This window comes from Paraburkholderia sp. RCC_158, from assembly GCF_041355255.1.
GTDB lineage: Bacteria > Pseudomonadota > Gammaproteobacteria > Burkholderiales > Burkholderiaceae > Paraburkholderia > Paraburkholderia graminis.
This window is the reverse complement of the sequence record NZ_JBFUPM010000002.1, coordinates 67741-89885: the sequence shown is the minus strand read 5'-3', so window position 1 is coordinate 89885 and position 22145 is coordinate 67741. Positions and strand designations below refer to the sequence as shown.

Here is a 22145-nt window from a genome sequence, read left to right as displayed (position 1 = left end):
CGACGGCGAGCAACAACACACACACATTCTGACCGACCATGAATAGAACAAGCCCTGCCACTCTCGTTGAAAAAACCCTGCTCGCGCCGAAGGCCGAGTTGCATATCCACATTGAAGGCTCGCTCGAACCCGAACTGATTTTCGCGCTCGCGAAGCGCAACGGCGTGAAGCTCGCGTACGACTCGATTGAAGCGCTGCGCGCGGCGTATGCGTTCACCGACCTGCAATCGTTCCTCGACATCTATTACGCCGGCGCGAGCGTGCTGCTGCACGAGCAGGACTTTTACGACATGACGATGGCGTACGTCGAGCGCTGCCTCGCCGACAACGTGATTCACAGCGAAATCTTTTTCGATCCGCAGACGCATACCGAGCGCGGCGTGCCGATCGCGACGGTCGTGGCCGGCATCGAACGCGCGCTCGCCGACGCGCAACAGCGCGGCATGACGAGCAAGCTGATTCTGTGCTTCCTGCGGCATCTATCCGAGGAAGACGCGCTCGCCACGTTCGAAGAGGCGCGGCCTTTGTTCGAACAGTACAAGCATCGCCTGATCGGCGTGGGACTCGATTCGTCGGAGCGCGGCCATCCGCCGTCGAAGTTCGAGCGTGTGTTCGCGAAGGCGCGTGAACTTGGGCTCAAGCTCGTCGCGCATGCGGGCGAGGAAGGACCGCCGTCGTACATCTATGAAGCGCTCGACGTGCTCAAGGTCGACCGTGTCGATCACGGCGTGCGCAGCATCGAAGACCCGGCGCTCGTCGCGCGTCTTGCCGACACACGCGTCGCGTTGACGGTGTGTCCGCTGTCGAATCTCAAGCTCTGCGTGTTCGACGATCTCACCAAACATACGCTGAAGGATTTGCTCGATCGCGGCGTTGCGGTCACGGTGAATTCGGACGATCCCGCGTATTTCGGCGGCTACGTGAACGCGAACTACGCGGCCACCATCGACGCGTTGAAGCTCGACGACAGCCACGTCTACACGATTATCCGCAACGGCTTCGAGGCGTCGTTCGTGACGCCCGACGAACGCGCCGAACTGATCGCGAAGCTCGACGCGTACTGGAATCAAAACGGCCCGCATTAAAGGCACTAAAAAGCCGATAAAGGCCGATGTATCGCAGCGCGCGCGGCGTCAATCAAGCGCCGCACACGCTGCTTAGCTTTTCATTTCGGAGACGGTTTTCCCATGACTCATTCTGCACAGGCGCCGGCGCAATCGGCATTTCGCGCGCAATTGCTGACCTTTAACGGCGATCCGTCGCGCTCGCCCGATGCGGCGGTCTTCCATGAGGACGGCCTGCTGATCGTCGAAGACGGCCATGTCGTCGCGGCGGGCGCGTATGCCGCGCTCGCGTCGCAACTCGCGCCGGGCGCGTCCGTGCAGGACATGCGCGACAAACTCATCGTGCCGGGCTTCATCGACACGCACATTCACTATCCGCAGACCGACATGATCGCGTCGCCCGCGTCGGGTTTGTTGCCGTGGCTCGACACGTACACGTTTCCGACCGAGCGCCGTTTCACCGACGAAGCCTACGCACGCGACACCGCGGCCTTCTTCCTCGAGGAACTGCTGGCTTGCGGCACGACGACCGCGCTCGTGTATTGCACGGTGCATAAGCAATCCGCCGACGCGCTGTTCGCCGAGAGCGAGGCTCGCAATCTGCGCATGGTCGCGGGCAAGGTGCTGATGGATCGCAACTGTCCGGAGTTTCTGCGCGACACTGCGCAATCCGGTTATGACGACAGCGCCGAACTGATCGGCCGCTGGCACAACCGCGGGCGTCAGATGTATGCGCTCACGCCGCGTTTCGCGCCGACTTCGACGGAAGCGCAACTCGAAGCGTGTGGCGTGCTCGCGCGCGAACATGCGGATGTGTTCGTGCAGAGCCACGTCGCGGAAAATCTGGATGAAGTGAAGTGGGTCAATAGCCTCTTTCCGGGCCACCGCAGCTATCTGGACATCTACGATCACTACGGTCTGCTGCGCCGCCGCGCGGTGTACGGCCATTGCATTCACTTCGACGCGGAAGACCGCAAACGCATGGCGCAAACCGGCACGGTCGCGTCGCATTGCCCGACGTCGAATCTCTTTCTCGGCAGCGGTCTGTTCGATTTCGACAAGGCCGACGAAGCCGGCATGCCCGTTGCGCTCGCAACGGACGTCGGCGGCGGCACGTCGTTCTCCATGCTGCAAACGATGAACGAAGCGCACAAGGTTGCACGCTTGACCGGACATCATCTGACGGCCACGCGGATGTTTTATCTCGCGACCGCGGGCGCCGCACAAGCGCTCGATCTCGCGGATAAAGTCGGCACGTTGAAGCCGAAGTCCGAAGCGGACTTCGTCGTGCTCGATCCGCAAGCGACGCCGCTGCTTGCGCGCCGCACGGCGCGCACCGAATCGCTCGAAGAGTTGCTGTTCGCGTTCGCGCTGCTCGGCGACGACCGCGCGGTGTACGAGACGTATGCGGCGGGCAAGCGCGTGCATCGCCGCGACGATGTGCGCGAGCATGCGCCTCGCGTGGCGCACATGGCACCGGTTGTGGCCTGACGAAGCGCTACAACCAAAGCGCGATCAACGCTGCGTGCACACCTCGTGCAACGCGTTGAGCCTGCGCACCGGATCGGCGACATACGGGTTCGATTCGTCCCATGCGTAGCCTGCGAGCACCGAGCTGATCATGCGGCGAATCGACGGCGTCTGGTCCGGATAGAAAATGATGTCCTGCAACTCGCCCGTATACCAGCGCTCGACAAATGCGCGGAATGTGTCGATGCCCTTGCGCAAAGGCACATCGTATTGCGCGGACCAGTCGACCTGCTCGCCGTCCAGTTGACGGTTCAAGGTCTGCACCGCGAGATGCGCCGAGCGCAGCGCGATCGTCACGCCGGATGAAAACACCGGATCGAGAAACTCGCCCGCGTTGCCGAGCAGCGCATAGCCGGGCCCATGCAAGCGCTCGACATTCGCCGAGTACCCGCCGATGTGACGCACCGGCATCAGGAACGGCGCGTCGCCGATCAGCCGGTTGAACGTCGGCTCCTTCTGGATCAGCGCGCGCAGCATCGCCTCGCGTTCGTTTTCCGGCACATCGAGAAAACTCGACTCCGCGACGCAGCCCACCGACGACCGTCCACCCGCGAGCGGAATCATCCAGAACCACACGTCGCGACGCTCGGGGTGCGTGGCCACGCAGATCTTGTTGCGATCATGCGCGCCGGCCGGCAGACCGTCGTACACATGCGAGAACAGCGCCGCGCGCGTCGGCATGCGCGTGGGCGCTTCGAGATTCAGCAGACGCGGCAGCACGCGGCCGAAGCCGCTCGCGTCGAACACGAAGCGCGCTTCGATCTGATACGCATGACTGGCCTCGTCGGTCACGTCGACGCGCGGCGCAACGCTGTCCGTATGAACCGCCTGCACCGTGTGGCCGAAGCGCACGTCGGCGCCCTGCGCGGCCGCGCAGCGAATCAGGATGTCGTCGAACGCCGCGCGCTCGACCTGATACGTCGTGCCCCATCCCGCCGAATGCTTGTCGCGGAAATCGAACGACGACGACCGGTCGCGATACACGAACTGTGCGCCGTTCTTGTACTGGAACCCTGCTTCGACCACCGCTTGCAGCATCCCTGCTTCCTCGAGATAAGCCATGCTTTGCGGCAACAGGCTCTCTCCAATCGAAAAGCGCGGGAAGTGCTGACGCTCCAGCACGAGCACCGAGCGGCCCGCCTTGCGGAGCAACGCCGCGGCAACTGCCCCGGCCGGCCCCGCGCCGATGATGACGACATCGGCCGCCAAATGCTTCATGACATGTGTACTCAAGTTTGCCTCAATCGTTTGCTTGCTCGACGCAGCATTACGCTGCATCCTTACGCCTTGTTACATTGCATCTCTAACAGAAAGAACCGTTTTTTCCGGGGAGCCCAGCGTGCCGCCGTCTCATCCATCCACCGTGCCCTTCGTGCCGGAAACCGCATTCGGAATCTGGTTCCTGCGCACGCATACGTGGGAACACCACGTGCTGCGTGTCGCGATCGACGACCTCAAGCGTCTGATCGACACACCGTTGCCCGCGGCGCCCGTCATCGTCGACGTGGGCTGCGGACAAGGCATTTCGTTTCGTCTGCTCGCGGATGCGTTCAAGCCGCGCCGCATTGTCGGCATCGACTATCACGAGCCGTCTCTCGCGCTCGCCGCGAATGCGGCTCAAGCCTGCCGCGATAAAGTCGCCGACATCGAGCTGCTGCACGGCGACTGCGCCGAATTGCCGCTGCCCGATGCAAGCGCCGACATCGTGTTCTGCCATCAGACTTTCCATCATCTCGTCGAGCAGGACCGCGCGCTCGCCGAGTTCCGCCGCGTGCTGAAGCCCGGCGGCGTACTGCTGTTCGCCGAATCCACCGACGCGTACATCAGATCGTGGGTGATCCGGCTATTGTTTCGCCATCCTATGCAGATGCAAAAAAGCGCGGATGGCTATCTCGACATGATCCGTCGCGGCGGCTTCAGCTTTACCGAACGCAACGTCTCGCTGCCCTACCTCTGGTGGAGCCGCGCCAAAGACTTCGGTCTGCTGGAACGGCTCGGCCTTTACCGTCCGCAACCCGGCAAGCGCCGCGAGACGCTCGTCAATGTCGCGGCGGTCAAGGCCGATTGAATCAGGTGCTCCGCAGCCCGCTTATTTGGCTTACTTAGCCTGCTTACTTACGCAGCGTGACCACATCGCCCTTCAGCGCGACGCCGGCAATCACGGCGCCCGCGCCGCAGGTGAACTCGGTTGCGCTCTCGCGCACTTCGTTCTTGTAGTTGCTCTTGATGTTGATGACTGCGTTGCCGCCTTCCTTGCGCGCGCGGTCCTGCAACTCGATCACCGCCGACAGGAACACATGCTGGCACGCGTCGGTATCGCTCTTGCCGAACGCGTTGGTCTTCTTGTTGGTGGCGAACTCGCCGATCTTCTTCGCGACGGCCGGATGCCGCTGGCCCGCGAAATACAATGCGATGTCGTCGCTGACCTTGCCCGGCTCGCTGTGCAACGCCGGTTCGATCGGATAGTTTTCCACCGTGTCGCGTGCGAAAGCCGGTGCAGCGCTCAGCATGGCGAACGAAGCGGCGAGTGTGACAGACATCAGATGGCGTTTCATTGATACTCCTTTGCTGGTTGTTATCCGTTTTACGATTGACGTATCTACTATTGCCTCACGAGCGAGCGCGCCTTAGTTCGCCTCGAGCACGACGAGCCTGCCGCTCACTGCAATCGCCGCGGCGCTCTGACTTACGCCGCAGGTGAACTCGCGCGACGAATTGCTCTCGCTGCTGTGAAAGCGCGTCTTGATGTGGATCACCGCATTCGCGCTGCGTTCGCGTGCCGCCGCGCGCAGCTTGCCGATGGCTTCGGTAAGCGCGTCGCGGCATGCGTCGTCGGCATCGGCGACCTTGCGCGCGATGCGCACCGAGTACGACACGTCGCCGAGGTCGCGCTTCACCGCGGGATGGTTCTGCTCGCCGAAATACACCGGCACGGCGCCGCGCGATTCGCCGCCCGCAGCCGCGAGCGGCAGCGATTTGACTTGCGTCGCGCAGCCCGTCAGCGCTGCGGCTGCCATCGTCAATGTGCCCAGCATGAGTGCTGCTTTCACCATTCTCTTCGTTGCTTTTGTCATTCTTATTACCCTCGTTTTTAAAATCGCGGCCGTTTCAGCCGCCCCGCCACGCCTCGAACATCAAGCTCGCGCAACTGCCGCCAAATCCGAACGAGACCGACATCGCCGTATCGATGCGCGCGTCGCGCGTCTCGCGCACGAGCGGCATGCCGTCGATTGCCGGCTCCGCGCTTTCAATCCCCGCGCTTTCAATCCCCGGTGTCCCCGCGATGAAACCGTCGCGCATCATCAGCAGCGTGTAGATCGCCTCGTGCGCGCCGCAAGCGCCAAGCGGATGCCCGGTCATGCCCTTCGTCGATGAAAACGCGGGTATGCCGCGCTCCGAAGCCGCGCCGAACACTTGCGTCAACGCGCGCAGTTCCTCGACGTCGCCAAGCGGCGTGGACGGCGCGTGCGTGTTGATGTAGTCCGGTGCCTTGCCCGCTTCGTTCAGCGCGCCGCGCATCGCCCTCGCGATGCCCGCCGCGCGCGGCGTGACCATGCCGGCGTCGGTGCAATCGCCGAATCCCGTTAGCTCCGCGTAGATGCGTGCGCCGCGCGCCAACGCGTGATCCAGCGCCTCCAGCACGAGCACGCCGCCGCCCGACGCGATCACGAAGCCGTCGCGTTCGCTGTCGTAAGGACGCGACGCACGCTGCGGCGTATCGTTGAAGCGGCGCGACAGCGCGCCCATCGCGTCGAACATCAGCGTCATGTTGTCGTGCAACGACTCGCTGCCGCCCGCGAGCACGATCTGCTGGCGGCCGGTCTGGATCAGTTGCATTGCCTGGCCGATCGCGAGCGCGGACGTCGTGCACGCCGACGACGGCGAATAGCTGACGCCTTCGAGCCCGAACACCTGTGCGACATTCGCCGACGCCGTGCTGCTCATTGCATGCGGCACCGTATACGGCGGCACTTTTTCGACGCCGCGCGTGTTCGCAACGGCCATCGCCGCGTCGTAACTCGACATGGTGCCGACGCCCGAGCCGATCACCGTGCCCGCATGCGGCGAGCGCAACATCGCGGCGTCTAGGCCGGCATCGTGAATCGCTTTCTTCGCGGCGTGACACGCGAAACGCGCGGTATCCCCCATGAAGCGCTCGAGCTTGCGCTCGAACGGCGGCTCGCTATCGACCGATGCGACGCCCGCGACCTGCGAGCCGAAACCACGCTCGCGCCATGCGTCGATCCGCTCGATGCGCGACGTGCCTGCACGCAACGCGGCCGACACTTCGTCGAGCGTATTGCCGAGGCACGACACGATGCCCATGCCCGTGACCACGACGCGTTGCAGCTTCACGCTCATCGAACGCGCCTGAAGATCAGCGACGTATTGATGCCGCCGAACGCGAAGTTGTTGCTCATCACGAGTTCGGCGTCGATCTCGCGGCCCGTGCCAACGATGTAGTCGAGCGGCGCGCAAGCCGGATCGACATTGTTCAGGTTCAGCGTGGGCGCGTACCAGTTGCGCTTCATCATCTCGATGGTCCACCACGCCTCGAGCGCGCCGCACGCGCCGAGCGTATGCCCGACATAGCTCTTGAGCGAACTGATCGGCATGCGCTCGCCGAAGGTCTGCGCAGTCGCGTGGCTTTCGGCGATATCGCCGCGATCCGTCGACGTGCCGTGCGCGTTCACATACCCGATTGCGTCGGGCGGAAGCTGCGCGTCGTTCAGCGCGAGCTGCATTGCGAGCGCCATCGTTTCGGCGGTCGGCTGCGTCATGTGTGCGCCGTCCGAATTGCAGCCGAAGCCGACAATCTCGGCGTGAATCCGCGCGCCGCGCGCCACCGCGTGTTCGTATTCCTCCAGCACGAGCGTGGCCGCGCCTTCGCCGACCACGAGGCCGTCGCGTGCGGCATCGAACGGACGCGGCGTGAGATGCGGCTCGTCGTTGCGCGTGCTCGTTGCGTACAAGGTGTCGAACACGGCGACGGCGGGCCCCGACAATTCTTCGGCGCCGCCTGCGAGCATCAGCGTCTGCTTGCCCGTCTGAATCGCTTCATATGCGTAGCCGATCGCCTGGCTGCCCGACGCGCACGCGCATGAAGTCGGAATGATGCGCCCCTTGAGGTCCCAGAACAGGCTCACGTTGACGGCCGTGGTGTGCGGCATCATCTGCACGTAGCTGTTCGATGTGACGTCGCTCATCGAGCCGGTTTCAAGCATCGTGCCGAACGCGCGGATCGGCTGCACCGAACCCGACGACGAACCGTAGGCGACGCCCATGCGGCCGTCCTTGATGCTGGCGTCGTCGGCGAGGCCCGCATCGGCGAGCGCGAGTTCGCTTGCGCGCACCGAATACAGCGACACGGGGCCCATCGAACGCGTTTTCTTGCGCGGATAATGCGCGGGCGCGACGAAGCCCGGCAACGGACACGCGAGCCGCGTATGCAGCGATTCGAAGTAATTCCACTCGGGCATGCGCCGCACGGCATTCACGCCGCTTTTCAGGCGCGCTTCGATGGCATCCCAACTATCGCCGAGCGCGGTGACGCCGCCCATGCCGGTAATGACGACTCGCTTCATCAGATCATCCCGCCGTTGACGCCGATCACCTGGCGCGTGACATACGAGGCCGCATCCGACATCAGGAAGCTGACCACCGACGCGACTTCCGCAGGCTGCCCGACGCGGTTCATCGGCACCGTCTTCAGCGCGTGTTCGAGCTGCATCTCTTCGAGCATGCCGGTTTCGATCAGACCGGGCGCCACGCAATTGACGGTGATGTTGCGCGTCGCCAGTTCGACCGCGAGCGCCTTGGTCGCGCCGATCAGACCCGCCTTCGCCGCGCTGTAGTTCACCTGGCCGCGATTGCCCATCACGCCCGACACCGATGCGATGGTGACGATGCGCCCGCCCTTGCGCGCGCGGACCATCGGCATCGTCAACGGATGCACGACGTTGTAGAACGAGTCGAGGCCGGTTTCGATCACGATGTCCCAGTCTTCGTCGCTGAGCGCGGGAAACGCGGCGTCGCGCGTGACGCCCGCGCTGCATACGATGCCGTAGTACGGGCCATGCGCCGCGACATCGGCTTCGAGCACTTCGCGGCACACCGCGCGCTCGCGCACGTCGAACTGCAGCACGCGCGCGGTGCCGCCCTGCGCGGCGATGCCCGTCGCGACCGCTTCGGCCTCGGTGCGTCCGGTGCGGCAATGCACGGACACCGCGAAGCCGTCGGCGGCCAACTGGTACGCAATCGCGCGGCCAATGCCGCGGCTTGCGCCGGTAACGAGAACACGCCGGCTCATGAACTGAAACTCCCCTCAATGAATGACTGAAAATCGGCTGGCTGAAACACCTTGATCACGGCCTCGGCGCAGCACACGTCGCCGTCGTGAATCGTGCATTCACACGCACCGTGGCCTTCCTCGCTGCGCAGCAGTTCCGTTGCGTGAACCAGCAGTTGCGCGCCGCCTGCGAAGCTCGGCTGCAACGCCTTGTAGCTGCGTGAACCGAGCAGCACGCCGGGCCGCGCACGGCCGCCGCCGCGCATGGCCAGCAGCGCGACATGCGCGGCAATGGTCTGCGCCATCAGTTCGATGCCGATCCACGCGGGCATCGCGCCTTGCGCGTCGGCGTACCATGCGTCGGCGTGAACGGTCGCGCGCGCGGTCAGCGTCTCTTCGCTGAACGCGTCCACGCCGTTGATCAGCAGCATGGTGCCGCGATGCGGGATGATCGCTTCGATCGGTTGCTGCAGCAGTTCGTCGATAGTTCGCGTGTCGTTCATCGCGCTCATCCTGCAAGAATCAGGCTGACGTTGCTGCCGCCGAATGCAAACGAGTTGCTCATCGCGTATCGGGTGGCTCCCTGCGTGGCCGCCTCGCGCGGCAAGAAACGTTCGGTTTCCACGAGGTCGAGCGCGGGCAGGGCCGGGTCGGCCTCGCCGTCCCACAGATGGCGCGGCAGCGCAACGTCCTGACGCGCGAGCGTGAGCCACACGAAGCCAAGCTCCGTCGCGCCCGCGGCGCCCAGTTGATGACCGGTCAGCGGCTTTGTGCCGCTCGTCGCGACACCTTCGGGAAAGACGCGCGACATCAGGCTCGCTTCCATCTCGTCGTTCTTGCGCGTCGCCGTGGCGTGCAGATTCACATAGCCGATAGACGACGGCGCAATGCCCGCATCGGCCAGCGCCTCGCGCAACGCGAGTTCGCCGCCCACGCCTTGCGGATCGGGCGACGAAATGTGATGCGCGTCGCTCGATTCGCCGACGCCCGCAAGACGCACCGCCGCTTCGTCGCGGCTCATCAGGAACACGGCTGCGCCTTCGCCGACATTGATGCCGCAGCGATTGCGGCTCATCGGATTGCTGCGCGCGCTGCTCGTCGATTCGAGCGACGCAAAGCCTTGCACCGTGAGCTCGCATAACGAATCGACGCCGCCCACCACGACCGCGTCGCATAGTTGCAACTGCAACAAGCGCCGCGCCGATGCGAACGCCTTCGCGCTCGACGTGCAGGCGGTCGAGATCGTATACGCCGGCCCTTTCACCCCGAGCGCCGCGGCCGCGAACGGCGCGGCCGTGCCGATCTCCATCTGCCGGTAATTGAAGCTCGACGGCAGCGCGCCCGCTTGTGCCTGATAGACGAACGCGGCTTCGGCCGCTTCGATGCCCGACGTGCTCGTGCCGAGCACCACGCCGATTCGATGCGCGCCATAGCGCTCGCGCGCTGCGTCGACGGCAGGCGCGATCTGCGCAAGCGCCGCGAGCAGCAAGCGGTTGTTACGGCAGTCGTAGCGCGCAAGATCCGCGGACGGCGCGAGTTCGAGCGGCGTCACGACGCTGCCGACAAACGCGTCGCCGATACCGGTGTGCATGCTTGCCATGCCGCGCGCGTCGCTCGCCGCGAGCGCGGGCACGATGCTGTCGAGGTCGCCGCCGAGCGCGTTGATCATGCCGAGCGCGTGCAAATAAACTGATGGCGCTTTCATGCGGCCCTCCTTGTTTCCGATGGCATGCCGATCGGCGCAAGCAGCACCGATACCGCGATGCCGAGCGCGAGCGTCGCGCCGAAGCTCTTCAACGCGGGCATCGCGCTCATGCCGAGCATGCCGAACGACAGCAGCGTGGTCGCCGCCGACAACAGCACGCCGGTCCACACCGCGCCGAGGTCGGCGTCCGCGCGCAGGCATCCTTCGCGCAGAAACACCGCGTAGTTTGCGCCCACGCCGAGCACGAGCATCAGCGCAAGCCAGTTGAACAGATTGAGCGGCACCCGCGCATAACCGAATGCGGCGAGCGTGACCCCGACAGCGAGCAGCACCGGCAACGTCACCGCGACGCCGCCGCGCACGCGCTCAAGCACAGAGACTGCGCCGCCTGCATTCGGTGACACAGCGCGCCGCGCAGCGTAACGCACGATCAGCAGAACCAGAACGAGCGTCAGCGCGCCGCCGAGCCACCAGCCGCTATCCACGCGATACGCGCCGAACAGCTTCGACACGCTCGCGGCTTTGTCGACGAACGCGACACCCGGCAGCGCCTGCGCGATGGCGATCAACGCGGACTCGTTGCGCGGCGTCACGCCTTGCGGAATCACGACAGCCGCATACGCGTGGCTCGCCGCGTCGACCTGGCCGAGCCACAAATGCCGATACGGTTGCGACCACGGCGCGGCGAGCCATGAGTCGATACTCAACAGCGCTTGCGGCTTCGCTTGAGCGGCGATCCACGCGTCGGCGACTTCGTCTTTGAAGCCTGCTTGCAGCAGCGTCGCGCGCAATGCGGCCGGGTCGTTAAACAGATGTTGCGCGAGCAACGCGCGGTCTTCATTCTGCCGACGCGCGGACGGCACGAATTGCGCAACCGACTGATAACCGCCCGTCTTGTCGGCCGTGCCGTTCAACGCATCGAGTTTCGCGCCGAGCGCTTCGGCCCGCTGCAAGACGAGCTCTGCCGTCTCGCCGCGCACGACGAAAAACTGCGCGCTGTTATCCACGCCGACCGCCTCGCGCACCTTGTCTTCCTGCGCGACGAGCGACGCATCGCGCTGGATCAGCAGATGGATGTCGTCGTCGCTAGTGAGGCGCAGCCAGCCGGGAATCGCGGCAATCAGCAGCAGCGCGGCGACGAACCACGCGCGCTTGCCGCCGATCATGCGATGCCACACGCCGAGCAGGCGCGCGGCGCGCTCGAACAGACGCCGCGGGCTGCGCTTCGGCGCATGCTGCAGCAACGCCGGCAACAGCCACATCACCGAGGCGAACGCCGTCACGATGCCGGCCATCGCAAAGCACGCGATCTGCTTGAGCGCGGGAAACGGCACCCATGTCAGGATCGCGTAGCCGAGCAGGCTTGTGGCAAGCGCGACGCCCAACGCGGGACGCACCGCGCGTGCGCCGCGCCGCGCATCCCAGTCGCGCCCCGCGCCGAGATAGACGACGAAATACTGAATCGAATAATCGACGGCTTCGCCAATCAGGCTCGCGCCGAAGACGAGCGTCAGCAGATGCAGCTTGCCGAAGACGAGCAACGTGACCGCAAGCGCGCAGACAATGCCGAGCGCGGTCGAGACGAAACCGAGCAGCAGCAGGCGCGGCGAGCGGAACACCCACATCATCAGCAACGCAATGCCGACGAGCGACGCGATGCCGATCGCGTGCACTTCGCGCTCCGACGCGCTGCGTGCCGATTCGGCGTAGAACACGGCGCCAGTGCGCGCCACCGACACATCGGGGAACGCGTGCTTCAGCGCGCTTTCGCCTTGCGCCAACGCGCCGAGCACCGCGTGCTGCGTCTTCGTTTCATAGGCCGAGCCGGGCAGCGTCGCGACGATCAGCACGCTTGTCGCATTGCCTCGATGCGAGACGAGCAGACCGTCCTCGAGTTCGAGATTCGACGTGGCAAGCGGCAGATTGCCGAGCCAATGTTCGAGCCAGCCGAACGGGTCGTCCGATAGGGAGGTGGTGAGGCCGCCGCGCAGCGGACTGTAGATGCGCTGAGCCAGCGCATCGCGCAGCGTCGAATCCGCTGCGTTCCCGCCGGCGATTGCCGCACGATCGGCAGGCGTCAGCAAGCCGAAGCGATACGGCATGTACAGCGCCGCGATTTGCGACAGATCGAACGGCGGCAATTCCGCCGTCACCGAAGCGAATGCGCCGCTTGTCCGCAGCGATGCGCCGAGCTGTTTCGCCGCCGCTTTCGCGTGCGCGTCGTCGTGGCTCGTGACGAGAAAAACGGTGCGGTCGCCGAGCGCGCTCGCGAGCATATCGACGGCTTTTTCCGCGACGGGGTCCGCTTCGGTCGCGGGCAACAGCGCGAGCAAATTGGTCTGCAACGGCGACGGTCCCGCGAACCGCCAGCCGCAATACAGCGCCGCGACGAGCGCGAGCGCGAGCCACGCGGCGCGCACGCCCCATGTCTGTCTCGCGGATCGGTGTCGCAGCAAATCCATTACGGCGTCCCGAACAGGCTGCGTTCGGCCGGCGCGAGTTCGCTCACCGCCTCGCTTTTACTGAACTCGAGTTGCGTCGTATCGCCGTTGGCGAGCGCGATGCGCAAGCTCTGCAGATAATCGCCGCCGCTCATCTGCAAGCCTTTGATGGACTGCGCGATTTGCGGCTGGTTCGGCGTGAGCTGCATGCGCCAGTGCGTGGGGCTGCCTTCGGCCTCTACGTCGAATTGCGAATACAGTGCGGACAGATCGCCGCCGAGCATCGCGCGCATCATCTTCGAGACTTGCGCGACGCCGCGCGTGCCCTGCGCGCTGTGCGTGGTGACACGCTGACCGTTGGCGTTGACTTCGGCGACGCCTGCATCGGTAATCACATACGTGGCTTTGTACGGCGTCGCGATTTGCCAGATCACGCCGCGCTCGCGCACGAACAGCAGCGAGCCGGTGCTGACGAGCGGCTGCTTCATCGCGGCGAGTGTCTGCGTCTGCGTGAACTGCGCGCGCACGCCCTTGGCCGCGGCAAGGTGCGATGCGATCTGCGAGACGAGTGCGGGGTTGCCGTCAGTGGATGCCGCCGAAGCCGGCGATGCGGCCACGCTCAACGCGCCCGAAAGCGCGAGAGCGCATAGCGCGTTGCATAGCGCTTTGCTTAGTGGCCCGTAGCAATTCATGCTGCCCATACGCGCTCCAGTTTCTCGAACACGACGGGCGGCGACACGAATTGCAATTCCTGCGTCGCGGCATCGACAGCCACCTGAATCGTGTAGCCCTTCGTGAGCCGCGTGCCCGACGCGCAATCGACGATTTCATAGCCTATTTTCAGGCGGTTTTCGTGTTCGAGCAGTTGCGCGCGCACGTCGAGTTTCTGGCCGTAGGTTGCCGGACGCACGTACTTCAAGTGCGCTTCGACAATCGGCCACAGATAACCCGACGCCTGCATTTCGCGGTAGTCGTAATCGAACGCGCGCAACAGCGCCGCACGGCCGATCTCGAAGTACTTCAGATAATGGCCGTGCCAGCACACGTTCATTGCATCGACGTCGTGAAACGGCACTTCGACCGCCGCGCTCGCGCTCAATACCTTGCGGGCGGCGCTCATGCTTCTGAGCCTCCGCGATAGTCGTGCAGCAACTCGCAGGCGGCGATGCGCGCGGTCAGTGCGCGCAGATCAGATTCGAGCGCGCGGTCATCGTCGACGAAAGGCGATTGTGCGCCGACGTTTTCCACGAACGTTTGCAACGGCGCGGGCACCGGCGTCGCACTGTCGATTCGCAGGCGCAACTGCGCCGCCTGCACGGTGGCAAGCGTATGCGCGGCCGCGACCTGCTCGGTCAATTCGAGCACACGCAGGCAGTCGCGCGCGGCGATCGTGCCCATGCTGACCTTGTCCTGATTGTGAGCTTCGGTCGAACGCGAAAACACGCTGGCGGGCATCGTGTTCTTCAGCGCCTCCGCCGTCCACGCGGACGACGAAATCTGCACGGCCTTGAAGCCGTGATTGATGGCCGCACGCGCGGGCGCTGCGCCGCTCAGGTTGCGCGGCAAACCGTTGTTGAAGTTCACGTCGACGAGCAGCGCCAGTTGCCGGTCCATCAGGTCGGCGAGATTCGCGACGGCCACTTTCAGCGAGTCCATCGCGAACGCAATATGGCCGCCGTAGAAGTTGCCGCCATGCAAAACACGTTCGTTGTCGGGGTCAATCAGCGGGTTGTCGTTCGCACTGTTCAGTTCGTTTTCGATGTCGCGGCGCACCCAGCTCAGCGCATCGCGCGCGACGCCGATCACGTGCGGCGCGCAGCGAATCGAATAGCGGTCCTGCAAGCGGTGACCCGGCGTATCGTCGCGTCCTTCGAGATCGGCGCGAATCCAGGCGGCGGCTTCGGCCTGGCCCGCATGCGGCTTCACTTCGAAGAGCGTCGCGTCGAAATGCGCGGCGCGGCCGTCGAGCGCGACGGTGCACAGCGCGGTCAGGCGCGCGGCGAGCCGCGTCAGATGGTCGGCGCGCGCGAACGCGAGGCACGCGAGTCCGGTCATCACCGCGGTGCCGTTCATCAGCGCAAGGCCTTCTTTGGGCGCGAGCGTGAGCGGCGTGTGTCCGAGTTCGCTCCACACTTCGCGCACGTCGCGCAGGCGTCCTTCGAACATGACTTCGCGTTCGCCCGCGAGTGCGGCGGCCACATACGAAAGCGGCGTGAGATCGCCGCTCGCGCCGACCGAGCCTTCGGCCGGAATGCGCGGCAATACGCGATGATTGACGAGGTCCGCGAGACGTTCGAGCAGCACGGGGCGCACGCCCGAAAAACCGTACGCGAGTGAGTTCAGACGCGCGGCGATGACGGCAAGCGTCTCGCCGTCGTCGAGATACCGGCCCATGCCGCAGCCGTGATAACGCGTGAGTTGCAGCGGCAAGGCTTCGACGAGTTCCATCGGCACGTCGACCACGCAGGCGTCGCCGTAACCGGTGTTGACGCCGTAGACCGTCGCGCCCGCCGCGAGATGGCGGCGCAAGAAATCCGCGCCGCGTTGAATGCGCGCGCGCCACTCGGGGTCCGTATTCAATGCGACCGGCGCGCGATGCTGCGCGATCGCGACGACGTCCTCAATAGTCAGCTTGCGTGCGCCGATCACCACCGGAGCCGCGTTGCCGCCGCGATTTGAAACCGCTTGCACGCCGGCATCCGGCGCGTCGATCAGATCATGTTCGGCCATTCGCGCCTCGCTTGGGGCTGGCCCAGAAATCGAAGAAGTTGAACCATTGATAAGGTGCCTTGCGGCAATAGTGTTCGAGACGCGCGGCATAACGCTGCGCCCACGCGGCGAGATGCTGCGTGCGTTCGCGCCGCGGCAATTCGATGCGCTCCGCGAACGGCTCGAAGTAAAGACGATAACCGCCCTGCTCTTTCAGGCAGAAGAAGAGATACACGGGACAGCCGAGCGCATGCGCGAGCACGTACGGTCCCTGCGCGAAGGGCGCATCGGCGCCGAGAAAGCGCGCCTGGGTGGTGCGGCCCGCTTCGTGCGCGGGCACGCGGTCGCCGACAATCACGAGCAGTTCGCCGGCGTCGACACGCTGCTGCATCAGCATCGCCGTTTCAGGCCCGAAGTCCGCGACTTCGAGCAGATGCCGCGCGAACTCGCTGTTCGCCGACGCGAGCACGCTATTGAAGCGCCGCGCATGTTCCGTATAGACGACAGCCGTGACTTTCGCGTAGGCGCCCTGCGCGGCGAGCGCACGCGTCATCTCCAGATTGCCGAGATGCGCGCCGATCACCAGCGCGCCCTTGCCGCTCGCGACCAATGCTTCGAACGCCGAAGGATCTTCGAACTTGACGTCGGCATTGTTGACGCAGCCGGACCACGCGGCGAGCTTGTCGAAGCCCGATTGCGCGAACGCCAGCATGTGTCGATACGCGGACAGCCAGCCGGGTCGCGGCGTCTCGCCATGCGGCGCGGCCTCGCGCAAACGCGTGAAGTAATTGGCCGAGGCCTCGCGCGCGGCACGTCCCGTCAGCAGAAAATACGCGACGATCGGATGCAGCCATAGCGCGGTGAAACGTCGGCCGAACAGCTTGCAACTGAGCGCGAGCAACGACATGCCGAGGTGACTGCCCCGCTCCGCGATACGCCACCAGTCCTGCGCGTTCGGCTCGCTTTGCACGGCTGCGAGCACGGCGCGGCGCGGCATGAACTTGTGCGCGACGAGCATCGGCAGACGCAGCAGCATGCCGCACACGAGCCGCGTATGACTGCGGCTGATGCGCACGTTGTCCCACAGCACGTCGAAATGCGAGACGCCGTCGCTCGCATACGTGACGCGCGTGGGAATCGCGCGAAACGCGGCGCGCCGCCAATACAGGCGCACCAGAATCTCAATGTCGAAGTCCATGCGTGTGGGCAACTGCACGCTGTCGATCAACTCGCACGCGAGCGCAAGCGGATAGAGGCGAAAGCCGCACATCGAATCGCGGATGGTGAGCGACAGCGTTTCGATCCACACCCACACGTGCGTCAGATAACGGCCGTAGAGTCGCGCTTTCGGCACGCTCTCGTCATACACCGGACGGCCCAGAATGACCGCGCCGGGTTCGGCGCGCGCGGCTTCGACGAAACGCGGCACGTCATTGGCGTCGTGCTGGCCGTCCGCGTCGATCTGCAACGCGTGCGTGTACTTCGCATCGCGCGCGGCGCGCAGGCCCGCCATCACCGCCGCGCCTTTGCCGCCGTTGACCGGCAGACGCAGCAGCGAGACTTGCTGCACGTATTGCTGTGCAAGCTCGGCGAGCACCTGTTGGGTGGCTTCGTCGCTGCCGTCGTCGACGATGAAAATCGGCAAGCCGTGCACCGCGAGATGCGCGACGGTCGCGCCGATCGCGTCCTTGTGGTTGTAGATCGGGATCACGATGCAGGGAGCGAAATTCATCACGCGCTCTCCCGATAAACGATCACGCCCGATGCGCAATCGCGCTCGTTCACGCGGTACGCAAACTGCACGCGCTGACGCGCGCTATCGTGCGCGAGCGTCAGCTTCAACACCGCGCCGGGCGACACCGGCGCCATGAACTTCAACCGGTCGACGGACGCGACGCTGTGCGCGCACGGCAGTTGTTCGGCGGCCAGACGCACAGCCCAATCGACCTGCACGACGCCCGGCAGAATCGGCAGACCGGGAAAATGGCCGGCGAAATGAATCAGCGTGGGCGGCACGCGCAGTTCGTAGTGCAGCGTGTCGCCTGCGCGCGCTTCGGCGAGCAGCTCGAAACCTTCGGCGCGCGGCTCGAACGCCGCGGCAACCGCGGACACCGGCAGCTTGCCGCGCGCGTCGAACGGCAACGCGAGACGGAAGCGCCAATGACGCGGCAACACCACCGCGTCGAAGTAATCGGCGAGATGGCGACGCAGGTTTTGCGCGAGGACCACGCGGCCTTCGTCGCGCAAAGCGTCGTTGCCCGCTCCCGTCAACGCGACGACCGCGCCGACGCGCTCACGCGCGCCGCCTTCGAGCGGCGCGATTGCCGCTTGCATCACATACGGATGCAGCGCGAGACGCGCTTCGAGTTCCGGCAGCGACACACGCTTGCCGTCGAGCTTCAGCACGCGATCGAGACGGCCCTGCAAACGGAAACGGCCTTGCGCGTCGAACGCGATCTTGTCGTCGGTGCGATGCCAGCCGCCATGGTCGAGATGCGGCGAGCGCACGTTGAGCGCGCCGTCTTCGTCGCAACGCACTTCGATGCCGGTCGTCGCTTGCCATGCATCGGTCTGGTCCTGACGACGCCATGCAATGCCGCCCGTTTCCGTGCTGCCGTAGATTTCGAGCGGCGCGGCGCCGTAAGCCGCCGCGTATTGCTGCGCGGCTTCGAGCGCGAGCGGACCGCCCGACGAAAAAACCGCGCGCGGCGCGGGCGTCAACGCGGCGAAGCCTGGCAGCGCGGGCCAGCGCGACAACTGCGCGGGCGTCGATACGATCACGGCTGCGCCGCATTGCGCGATCTGCGTTTGCAGATGCAGCGGTTCGATGCTGATCTCGCGATCGAATGCGCGGCCGGCGGCAAGCGGCCACATCACGCGAAACAGCAGACCGTAGATATGGTGATGCGGCACGCTCGCGAGCATGGTCGCGTCGCCGACGAGCGCGCCCCACTGCTTCTCGAGCGTGTGCACTTCGGCGTTGAACTGCGCGAGCGTTTTGCGGATCGGCTTCGGACGGCCGCTGCTGCCCGAGGTGTAGAGCGTGAGCGGCGCTTGCGGGTCGATGTTTTTGTCGAGCGCGGACGCGGCCGCCTCGGCTTGCGCATCGGCTTGCGCATGCAACTGCAGCGTCGCGTCGGTCAGCACGACGTCGTACGCGTCGGCGAGATCGGCAAGATAGCCGGGCGTCGCGTTCGCCGGAATCACCGGCTCCTTGCCGCACGCGAAGAGCGCGAACAACGCGCACGCGAAATCGAACGGATCGTCGATACACAGTGCATAGCGTTGCGCCGCTTGCGATTGCACCAGCGCAACGAGCGCCGCGACGCGCGCGCGAAACGCGGCGCGATCGAGCAGCGCCGTGCGATCGCGGCAAACGGCAACGCGTGAAGCGGCGGCATCGAGCGGAACGGACAACAGGTCGTGCAACGCGATCATCACGCCGCCTCCGAACGCGCGGCTCGCGGCAGCACGACGAGATAGCGCCACACGACCTCGGCGATCAGCAGCACACCGATCAGCAGATAAGCAATCGCGCCGTTATACAGCGACCAGCTTGCGCGGCTCCAGTAGAGCGCGGTATACGCGGAAAAAGCACCGTTCAGTAGAAAGAACACACACCACACCTGAGTGACGCGCCGCGTGTGGCGCACTGCGCCCGGCGGCAAGTCGGGCTTGCCGAGGCGCGCAAATTTTTCGATCATCGACGGACCGCGCACGAGCGTCGCGCCGAACGCGATCAGGAGCCCGAGATTGACGAGCGACGGATAGAGGCGCAACAGCAGCTCGCTGTTGGTGAGCACGATGGCCGCCGACGCGCAGCTCAGCAAGCCGACCACGGTCCAGTCGATGGCGGAAAGACGCCGCAGCGAAGTCGCGACCGCACCGCTGCCGGCCCAGCGCTGCAGCCACAGAATCGCAAACAGCATGCAGCCGACGTAACGCGGCGTGTCCCAACGCCACGCGCACAGAATCAACGCGGGATACGCGAGCTTCACCAGCACTTGCACGATCGCCTTCAGCCAATGGCGTTCAGCCGCGGACGAAGCGCTTGCGGCGGGCTGATCGGCCGCCCGTGTGCGCGAACGCACTGCCGGCATCAGCCTTGAGCCGCCAGCAGCGATTCGACCGCGCCGATCACGTCGCCGACCGTGCGCACCGATTTGAACTCTTCCGGCTTGATGCGGCGCCCGGTCATTTCCTGGAGCTTGATCGCGAGATCGACCGCGTCGATGCTGTCCAGATCGAGGTCTTCGAACAGATGCGCGTCGGGTGTCACGCGTTCCGGCTCGATTGCGAAGTTCTCTTTAAAGATGGCGCGGATGCGTTCAAGAATCTCTGCCTCGGACACGGTCATTCCCCTTTGCTGTTGGTTTCGTTCGCGGCGTGCGCCGCTTCGCGCTGACTTGCCACCAGCGCGGCCAGCGTGCTGATGGAGCGAAAGTGCTCGCGCGTGCGGTCGTCGTTTGCCGCAATGGTCAATTGATATTGTTTGCGCAGCACGATGCCGATTTCCAGTGCGTCGATCGAATCGAGACCGATACCGTCGGTATCGAACAACGGTGCGTCGTCGTCGATATCGGCGGGGCTCAGGTCTTCCAGATCGAGTGCCTCGATCAGAAGCTGCTTAATTTCCAGTTTTAAAGAATCCATAATCGAACAGGTGCCGGGTAATGTGTGCTTCGACGGCGCTCGTCACGCTGCGCGCAGCGAGAGCCGGTGTTGTGTCGTCTGCCGCGAGCCGCTCGACGCCGAGCGGCTCCAGCACGTTCACGCGCATGCGGAACGCTCGCGCCGGCACGTCGTACCAGCGCATCTGTTTCGTGAACGCGGGCGGATCGCAATCCATCAGCACCGGCACGATCGGCGCGTCCACCTTCAGCGCCATGTGCGCGAAGCCGCGCGAAAACGCATGCAGCCGGTTGCGCGCGGGACTGCGCGTGCCTTCGGGAAAAATGATCATCGTATAGCCTGCCGCGAGCTGCCTTGCGCCTGCTTCGACGAGCTCCGCGGGATCGGCGTTGCTCACGTATTCCGCCGAACGCACGATGCCCCAGAAACACGGGTTGCTCCAATGCGCGTTTTTCACGACGCAGCATGCGTGCGGCGTGAGCGAAAGCAGCACCATCACGTCGAGGTAGGTCGGGTGGTTGGCCACCACGATCGACGGACCGCGCGCGCGCAGCGCCTCGCCGCCCGACACTTCGAGCTTCATCACGCCGATCAGTTGCAACGCGCCGACGAGCGCGCGGAAAAACCAGTGGATGATGCTCGTCACCGCGAACTGCCGCGACGCACGATGCGGCCACAGCCACGCGAGCGGAAACACCAGCACCGAAAACAGCACGCCGCAGATGCCGAACACGACGAAAGCCATGCCCGTGGCGAAGAATCGCCACGTGTAGTCAAGCCGCGCGGTCATGCCACTCCCACTGCCAAAGGACGCCGGCGCCTTGCCAGGCCGCGGGCTCGCCGGTTTCAAGACAATGCAGCAGCGCCTGGCTTTGCGTGGCGAAGCGGGTTGCTGCGGGCTCCGAATCGTGCAGGCCCGGCGATGCGGACCGTGTACAGACCAGATGGCCGAGCGCCGTTTCGTTACTCAAGAGCAGCGCGATCGCGCCGCCCTGCACTTCATCGTCGATCGTTCCGTATGCGGAGTCGACCGGTTCGTCGGCGTAGACCAGCAGCACCGGTGACGCCGATTGCGTTGCGTGTTGCGCATACGCCTCGAGCAGCGCATAGCCGAGCGTTTCCGGGCCCGCCGAAATGGCGCTCGCCGCCGAGCGGTCGCCGCGCGCGATGCCGAATACGCCCGTCATCGCATTGAGCACCGAGAGGCTGAAGGCCGTCGGCGACACCGGCTCGCCGGAGCTGATGGCGCGCAGGATCTCCGTGGTGCGGCGCAGTTCGCCGTGCCGCGACGCGAACACGACGCGCGCCTCGTCGGCCCCGGCGCAATCGTGCGCCACCTTCAGCGCGGCTTTCGAGAGCGTGCTGAGACGCCGCCGCACGATCGGTTCGATAAAACCGATGTCGGGTGCGGCGGTGGTGGCAGCAGGCCAGCTAGACCAGCGAGCGACCGGAATGGTCCAGTGCGGATCGGGCATATCGGTGTTCGCGCGTTGAAGCAAGGAGAGGCTGAAGCGCCTGACGGAATACGCAGCCGTCACAGCGTATGCGCGCCGCGCGGACCGGCAATTTCCAGCCGGGGGACAATCCAGACTTCTTTTGTAGGGTTCAGCGAATTAACGGCACTTTGGCCCGATTATTTAGGCCATTGACGATTGGCCGTGTAGTTTGGCTCAGGCTTCCTTAGTCGCCGGAATCATACTGAATATTCTGAATTAAATCAGCCACAAAAGACGTATCCATCTGTATCCGTCTCGCGTTTACGACGCTAATTTGAG

At 64.9% G+C, this 22145-nt stretch carries 22 protein-coding genes; 3 read left to right on the top strand and 19 right to left on the bottom strand.

Annotated features, from left to right (window positions below; all coding sequences use genetic code 11):
• Window positions 1–38 precede the first annotated feature (38 nt).
• Window positions 39–1085, top strand: a complete 1047-nt coding sequence (locus tag AB6809_RS04800) for an adenosine deaminase (RefSeq protein ID WP_006050214.1) — start codon at window positions 39–41, stop codon at window positions 1083–1085.
• Between the two features lie 102 nt (window positions 1086–1187).
• The gene (guaD, locus tag AB6809_RS04795) at window positions 1188–2555 is read left to right on the top strand and encodes a guanine deaminase (protein ID WP_006050213.1); all 1368 of its coding nucleotides are present in this window, start codon (window positions 1188–1190) and stop codon (window positions 2553–2555) included.
• Between the two features lie 24 nt (window positions 2556–2579).
• Here the strand turns inward: guaD and AB6809_RS04790 are convergent, their stop codons facing one another.
• Window positions 2580–3812 carry an NAD(P)/FAD-dependent oxidoreductase gene (locus tag AB6809_RS04790; RefSeq protein ID WP_006050212.1) on the bottom strand — a complete coding sequence of 411 codons (1233 nt, stop codon included), beginning with the start codon at window positions 3810–3812 and terminating at the stop codon, window positions 2580–2582.
• A 121-nt stretch (window positions 3813–3933) separates the two neighbouring features.
• Here AB6809_RS04790 and AB6809_RS04785 point away from each other — a divergent pair, with 121 nt between their 5' ends.
• Window positions 3934–4662 (top strand): class I SAM-dependent methyltransferase, encoded by a 729-nt coding sequence (locus tag AB6809_RS04785; RefSeq protein ID WP_029967945.1) that lies wholly within the window; start codon window positions 3934–3936, stop codon window positions 4660–4662.
• Window positions 4663–4705: 43 nt separating this feature from the next.
• On the opposite strand, the gene AB6809_RS04780 is transcribed toward AB6809_RS04785, so the two are convergent.
• The 18 genes from AB6809_RS04780 to AB6809_RS04695 all read right to left on the bottom strand — a co-directional run bounded on the left by AB6809_RS04780 (window position 4706) and on the right by AB6809_RS04695 (window position 21845).
• Window positions 4706–5149: an excinuclease ABC subunit A gene (locus AB6809_RS04780; protein ID WP_029967946.1), complete on the bottom strand. Its 444-nt coding sequence runs from the start codon at window positions 5147–5149 to the stop codon at window positions 4706–4708.
• A gap of 72 nt (window positions 5150–5221) precedes the next feature.
• Window positions 5222–5647 carry a signal peptidase gene (locus tag AB6809_RS04775; RefSeq protein ID WP_029967947.1) on the bottom strand — a complete coding sequence of 142 codons (426 nt, stop codon included), beginning with the start codon at window positions 5645–5647 and terminating at the stop codon, window positions 5222–5224.
• A 55-nt stretch (window positions 5648–5702) separates the two neighbouring features.
• Window positions 5703–6956: a beta-ketoacyl synthase gene (locus AB6809_RS04770; protein ID WP_307257448.1), complete on the bottom strand. Its 1254-nt coding sequence runs from the start codon at window positions 6954–6956 to the stop codon at window positions 5703–5705.
• Window positions 6953–8179 (bottom strand): beta-ketoacyl-ACP synthase, encoded by a 1227-nt coding sequence (locus AB6809_RS04765; protein ID WP_029967949.1) that lies wholly within the window; start codon window positions 8177–8179, stop codon window positions 6953–6955. The genes AB6809_RS04770 and AB6809_RS04765 overlap by 4 nt, the downstream gene beginning before the upstream one ends.
• On the bottom strand, window positions 8179–8904 hold the full coding sequence (locus AB6809_RS04760; protein WP_006050206.1) for a 3-ketoacyl-ACP reductase FabG2: 726 nt from the start codon (window positions 8902–8904) through the stop codon (window positions 8179–8181). Before AB6809_RS04760 ends, AB6809_RS04765 begins: the two co-directional genes overlap by 1 nt.
• Complete coding sequence (locus AB6809_RS04755; RefSeq protein WP_371026048.1) at window positions 8901–9386, bottom strand: hotdog family protein; 486 nt, start codon at window positions 9384–9386, stop codon at window positions 8901–8903. Before AB6809_RS04755 ends, AB6809_RS04760 begins: the two co-directional genes overlap by 4 nt.
• A gap of 5 nt (window positions 9387–9391) precedes the next feature.
• On the bottom strand, window positions 9392–10588 hold the full coding sequence (locus tag AB6809_RS04750; protein ID WP_029967951.1) for a beta-ketoacyl-[acyl-carrier-protein] synthase family protein: 1197 nt from the start codon (window positions 10586–10588) through the stop codon (window positions 9392–9394).
• A complete protein-coding gene (locus AB6809_RS04745) occupies window positions 10585–13050 on the bottom strand; it encodes an MMPL family transporter (RefSeq protein WP_029967952.1) in 2466 nt (821 codons plus the stop codon). The genes AB6809_RS04750 and AB6809_RS04745 overlap by 4 nt, the downstream gene beginning before the upstream one ends.
• Window positions 13050–13730 carry an outer membrane lipoprotein carrier protein LolA gene (locus AB6809_RS04740; protein WP_371026047.1) on the bottom strand — a complete coding sequence of 227 codons (681 nt, stop codon included), beginning with the start codon at window positions 13728–13730 and terminating at the stop codon, window positions 13050–13052. Before AB6809_RS04740 ends, AB6809_RS04745 begins: the two co-directional genes overlap by 1 nt.
• On the bottom strand, window positions 13718–14149 hold the full coding sequence (locus AB6809_RS04735; protein WP_029967955.1) for a thioesterase family protein: 432 nt from the start codon (window positions 14147–14149) through the stop codon (window positions 13718–13720). Before AB6809_RS04735 ends, AB6809_RS04740 begins: the two co-directional genes overlap by 13 nt.
• Entirely contained in the window at window positions 14146–15759 is a 1614-nt protein-coding gene (gene hutH / locus AB6809_RS04730; RefSeq protein WP_029967957.1) for a histidine ammonia-lyase, read from the bottom strand. The genes AB6809_RS04735 and hutH overlap by 4 nt, the downstream gene beginning before the upstream one ends.
• Window positions 15746–17470 (bottom strand): glycosyltransferase, encoded by a 1725-nt coding sequence (locus AB6809_RS04725; protein WP_029967959.1) that lies wholly within the window; start codon window positions 17468–17470, stop codon window positions 15746–15748. The genes hutH and AB6809_RS04725 overlap by 14 nt, the downstream gene beginning before the upstream one ends.
• A complete protein-coding gene (locus AB6809_RS04720) occupies window positions 17470–19176 on the bottom strand; it encodes an AMP-binding protein (protein ID WP_029967961.1) in 1707 nt (568 codons plus the stop codon). The genes AB6809_RS04725 and AB6809_RS04720 overlap by 1 nt, the downstream gene beginning before the upstream one ends.
• Complete coding sequence (locus AB6809_RS04715) at window positions 19176–19838, bottom strand: membrane protein (protein WP_029967963.1); 663 nt, start codon at window positions 19836–19838, stop codon at window positions 19176–19178. Before AB6809_RS04715 ends, AB6809_RS04720 begins: the two co-directional genes overlap by 1 nt.
• Window positions 19838–20095 (bottom strand): acyl carrier protein, encoded by a 258-nt coding sequence (locus AB6809_RS04710; protein ID WP_006050196.1) that lies wholly within the window; start codon window positions 20093–20095, stop codon window positions 19838–19840. The genes AB6809_RS04715 and AB6809_RS04710 overlap by 1 nt, the downstream gene beginning before the upstream one ends.
• Window positions 20092–20391 carry a phosphopantetheine-binding protein gene (locus tag AB6809_RS04705; RefSeq protein WP_006050195.1) on the bottom strand — a complete coding sequence of 100 codons (300 nt, stop codon included), beginning with the start codon at window positions 20389–20391 and terminating at the stop codon, window positions 20092–20094. Before AB6809_RS04705 ends, AB6809_RS04710 begins: the two co-directional genes overlap by 4 nt.
• Window positions 20366–21160, bottom strand: a complete 795-nt coding sequence (locus tag AB6809_RS04700; RefSeq protein WP_006050194.1) for a 1-acyl-sn-glycerol-3-phosphate acyltransferase — start codon at window positions 21158–21160, stop codon at window positions 20366–20368. The genes AB6809_RS04705 and AB6809_RS04700 overlap by 26 nt, the downstream gene beginning before the upstream one ends.
• Window positions 21144–21845 carry a beta-ketoacyl synthase chain length factor gene (locus AB6809_RS04695; RefSeq protein WP_029967966.1) on the bottom strand — a complete coding sequence of 234 codons (702 nt, stop codon included), beginning with the start codon at window positions 21843–21845 and terminating at the stop codon, window positions 21144–21146. Before AB6809_RS04695 ends, AB6809_RS04700 begins: the two co-directional genes overlap by 17 nt.
• Window positions 21846–22145: the final 300 nt, after the last annotated feature.

Bases quoted from the DNA above. Each gene is read 5' to 3' on its own strand.
- AB6809_RS04740 (WP_371026047.1), bottom strand. From the start codon at position 13,730: ATGGGCAGCATGAATTGCTACGGGCCACTAAGCAAAGCGCTATGCAAC.
- AB6809_RS04695 (WP_029967966.1), bottom strand. From the start codon at position 21,845: ATGCCCGATCCGCACTGGACCATTCCGGTCGCTCGCTGGTCTAGCTGG.
- AB6809_RS04705 (WP_006050195.1), bottom strand. From the start codon at position 20,391: ATGGATTCTTTAAAACTGGAAATTAAGCAGCTTCTGATCGAGGCACTC.
- AB6809_RS04790 (WP_006050212.1), bottom strand. From the start codon at position 3,812: ATGAAGCATTTGGCGGCCGATGTCGTCATCATCGGCGCGGGGCCGGCC.
- guaD (WP_006050213.1), top strand. From the start codon at position 1,188: ATGACTCATTCTGCACAGGCGCCGGCGCAATCGGCATTTCGCGCGCAA.
- AB6809_RS04725 (WP_029967959.1), bottom strand. From the start codon at position 17,470: ATGAATTTCGCTCCCTGCATCGTGATCCCGATCTACAACCACAAGGAC.
- AB6809_RS04735 (WP_029967955.1), bottom strand. From the start codon at position 14,149: ATGAGCGCCGCCCGCAAGGTATTGAGCGCGAGCGCGGCGGTCGAAGTG.
- AB6809_RS04760 (WP_006050206.1), bottom strand. From the start codon at position 8,904: ATGAGCCGGCGTGTTCTCGTTACCGGCGCAAGCCGCGGCATTGGCCGC.
- AB6809_RS04715 (WP_029967963.1), bottom strand. From the start codon at position 19,838: ATGCCGGCAGTGCGTTCGCGCACACGGGCGGCCGATCAGCCCGCCGCA.
- AB6809_RS04700 (WP_006050194.1), bottom strand. From the start codon at position 21,160: ATGACCGCGCGGCTTGACTACACGTGGCGATTCTTCGCCACGGGCATG.
- AB6809_RS04800 (WP_006050214.1), top strand. From the start codon at position 39: ATGAATAGAACAAGCCCTGCCACTCTCGTTGAAAAAACCCTGCTCGCG.
- AB6809_RS04755 (WP_371026048.1), bottom strand. From the start codon at position 9,386: ATGAACGACACGCGAACTATCGACGAACTGCTGCAGCAACCGATCGAA.
- AB6809_RS04710 (WP_006050196.1), bottom strand. From the start codon at position 20,095: ATGACCGTGTCCGAGGCAGAGATTCTTGAACGCATCCGCGCCATCTTT.
- hutH (WP_029967957.1), bottom strand. From the start codon at position 15,759: ATGGCCGAACATGATCTGATCGACGCGCCGGATGCCGGCGTGCAAGCG.
- AB6809_RS04750 (WP_029967951.1), bottom strand. From the start codon at position 10,588: ATGAAAGCGCCATCAGTTTATTTGCACGCGCTCGGCATGATCAACGCG.
- AB6809_RS04775 (WP_029967947.1), bottom strand. From the start codon at position 5,647: ATGGTGAAAGCAGCACTCATGCTGGGCACATTGACGATGGCAGCCGCA.
- AB6809_RS04780 (WP_029967946.1), bottom strand. From the start codon at position 5,149: ATGAAACGCCATCTGATGTCTGTCACACTCGCCGCTTCGTTCGCCATG.
- AB6809_RS04770 (WP_307257448.1), bottom strand. From the start codon at position 6,956: ATGAGCGTGAAGCTGCAACGCGTCGTGGTCACGGGCATGGGCATCGTG.
- AB6809_RS04765 (WP_029967949.1), bottom strand. From the start codon at position 8,179: ATGAAGCGAGTCGTCATTACCGGCATGGGCGGCGTCACCGCGCTCGGC.
- AB6809_RS04720 (WP_029967961.1), bottom strand. From the start codon at position 19,176: ATGATCGCGTTGCACGACCTGTTGTCCGTTCCGCTCGATGCCGCCGCT.
- AB6809_RS04745 (WP_029967952.1), bottom strand. From the start codon at position 13,050: ATGGATTTGCTGCGACACCGATCCGCGAGACAGACATGGGGCGTGCGC.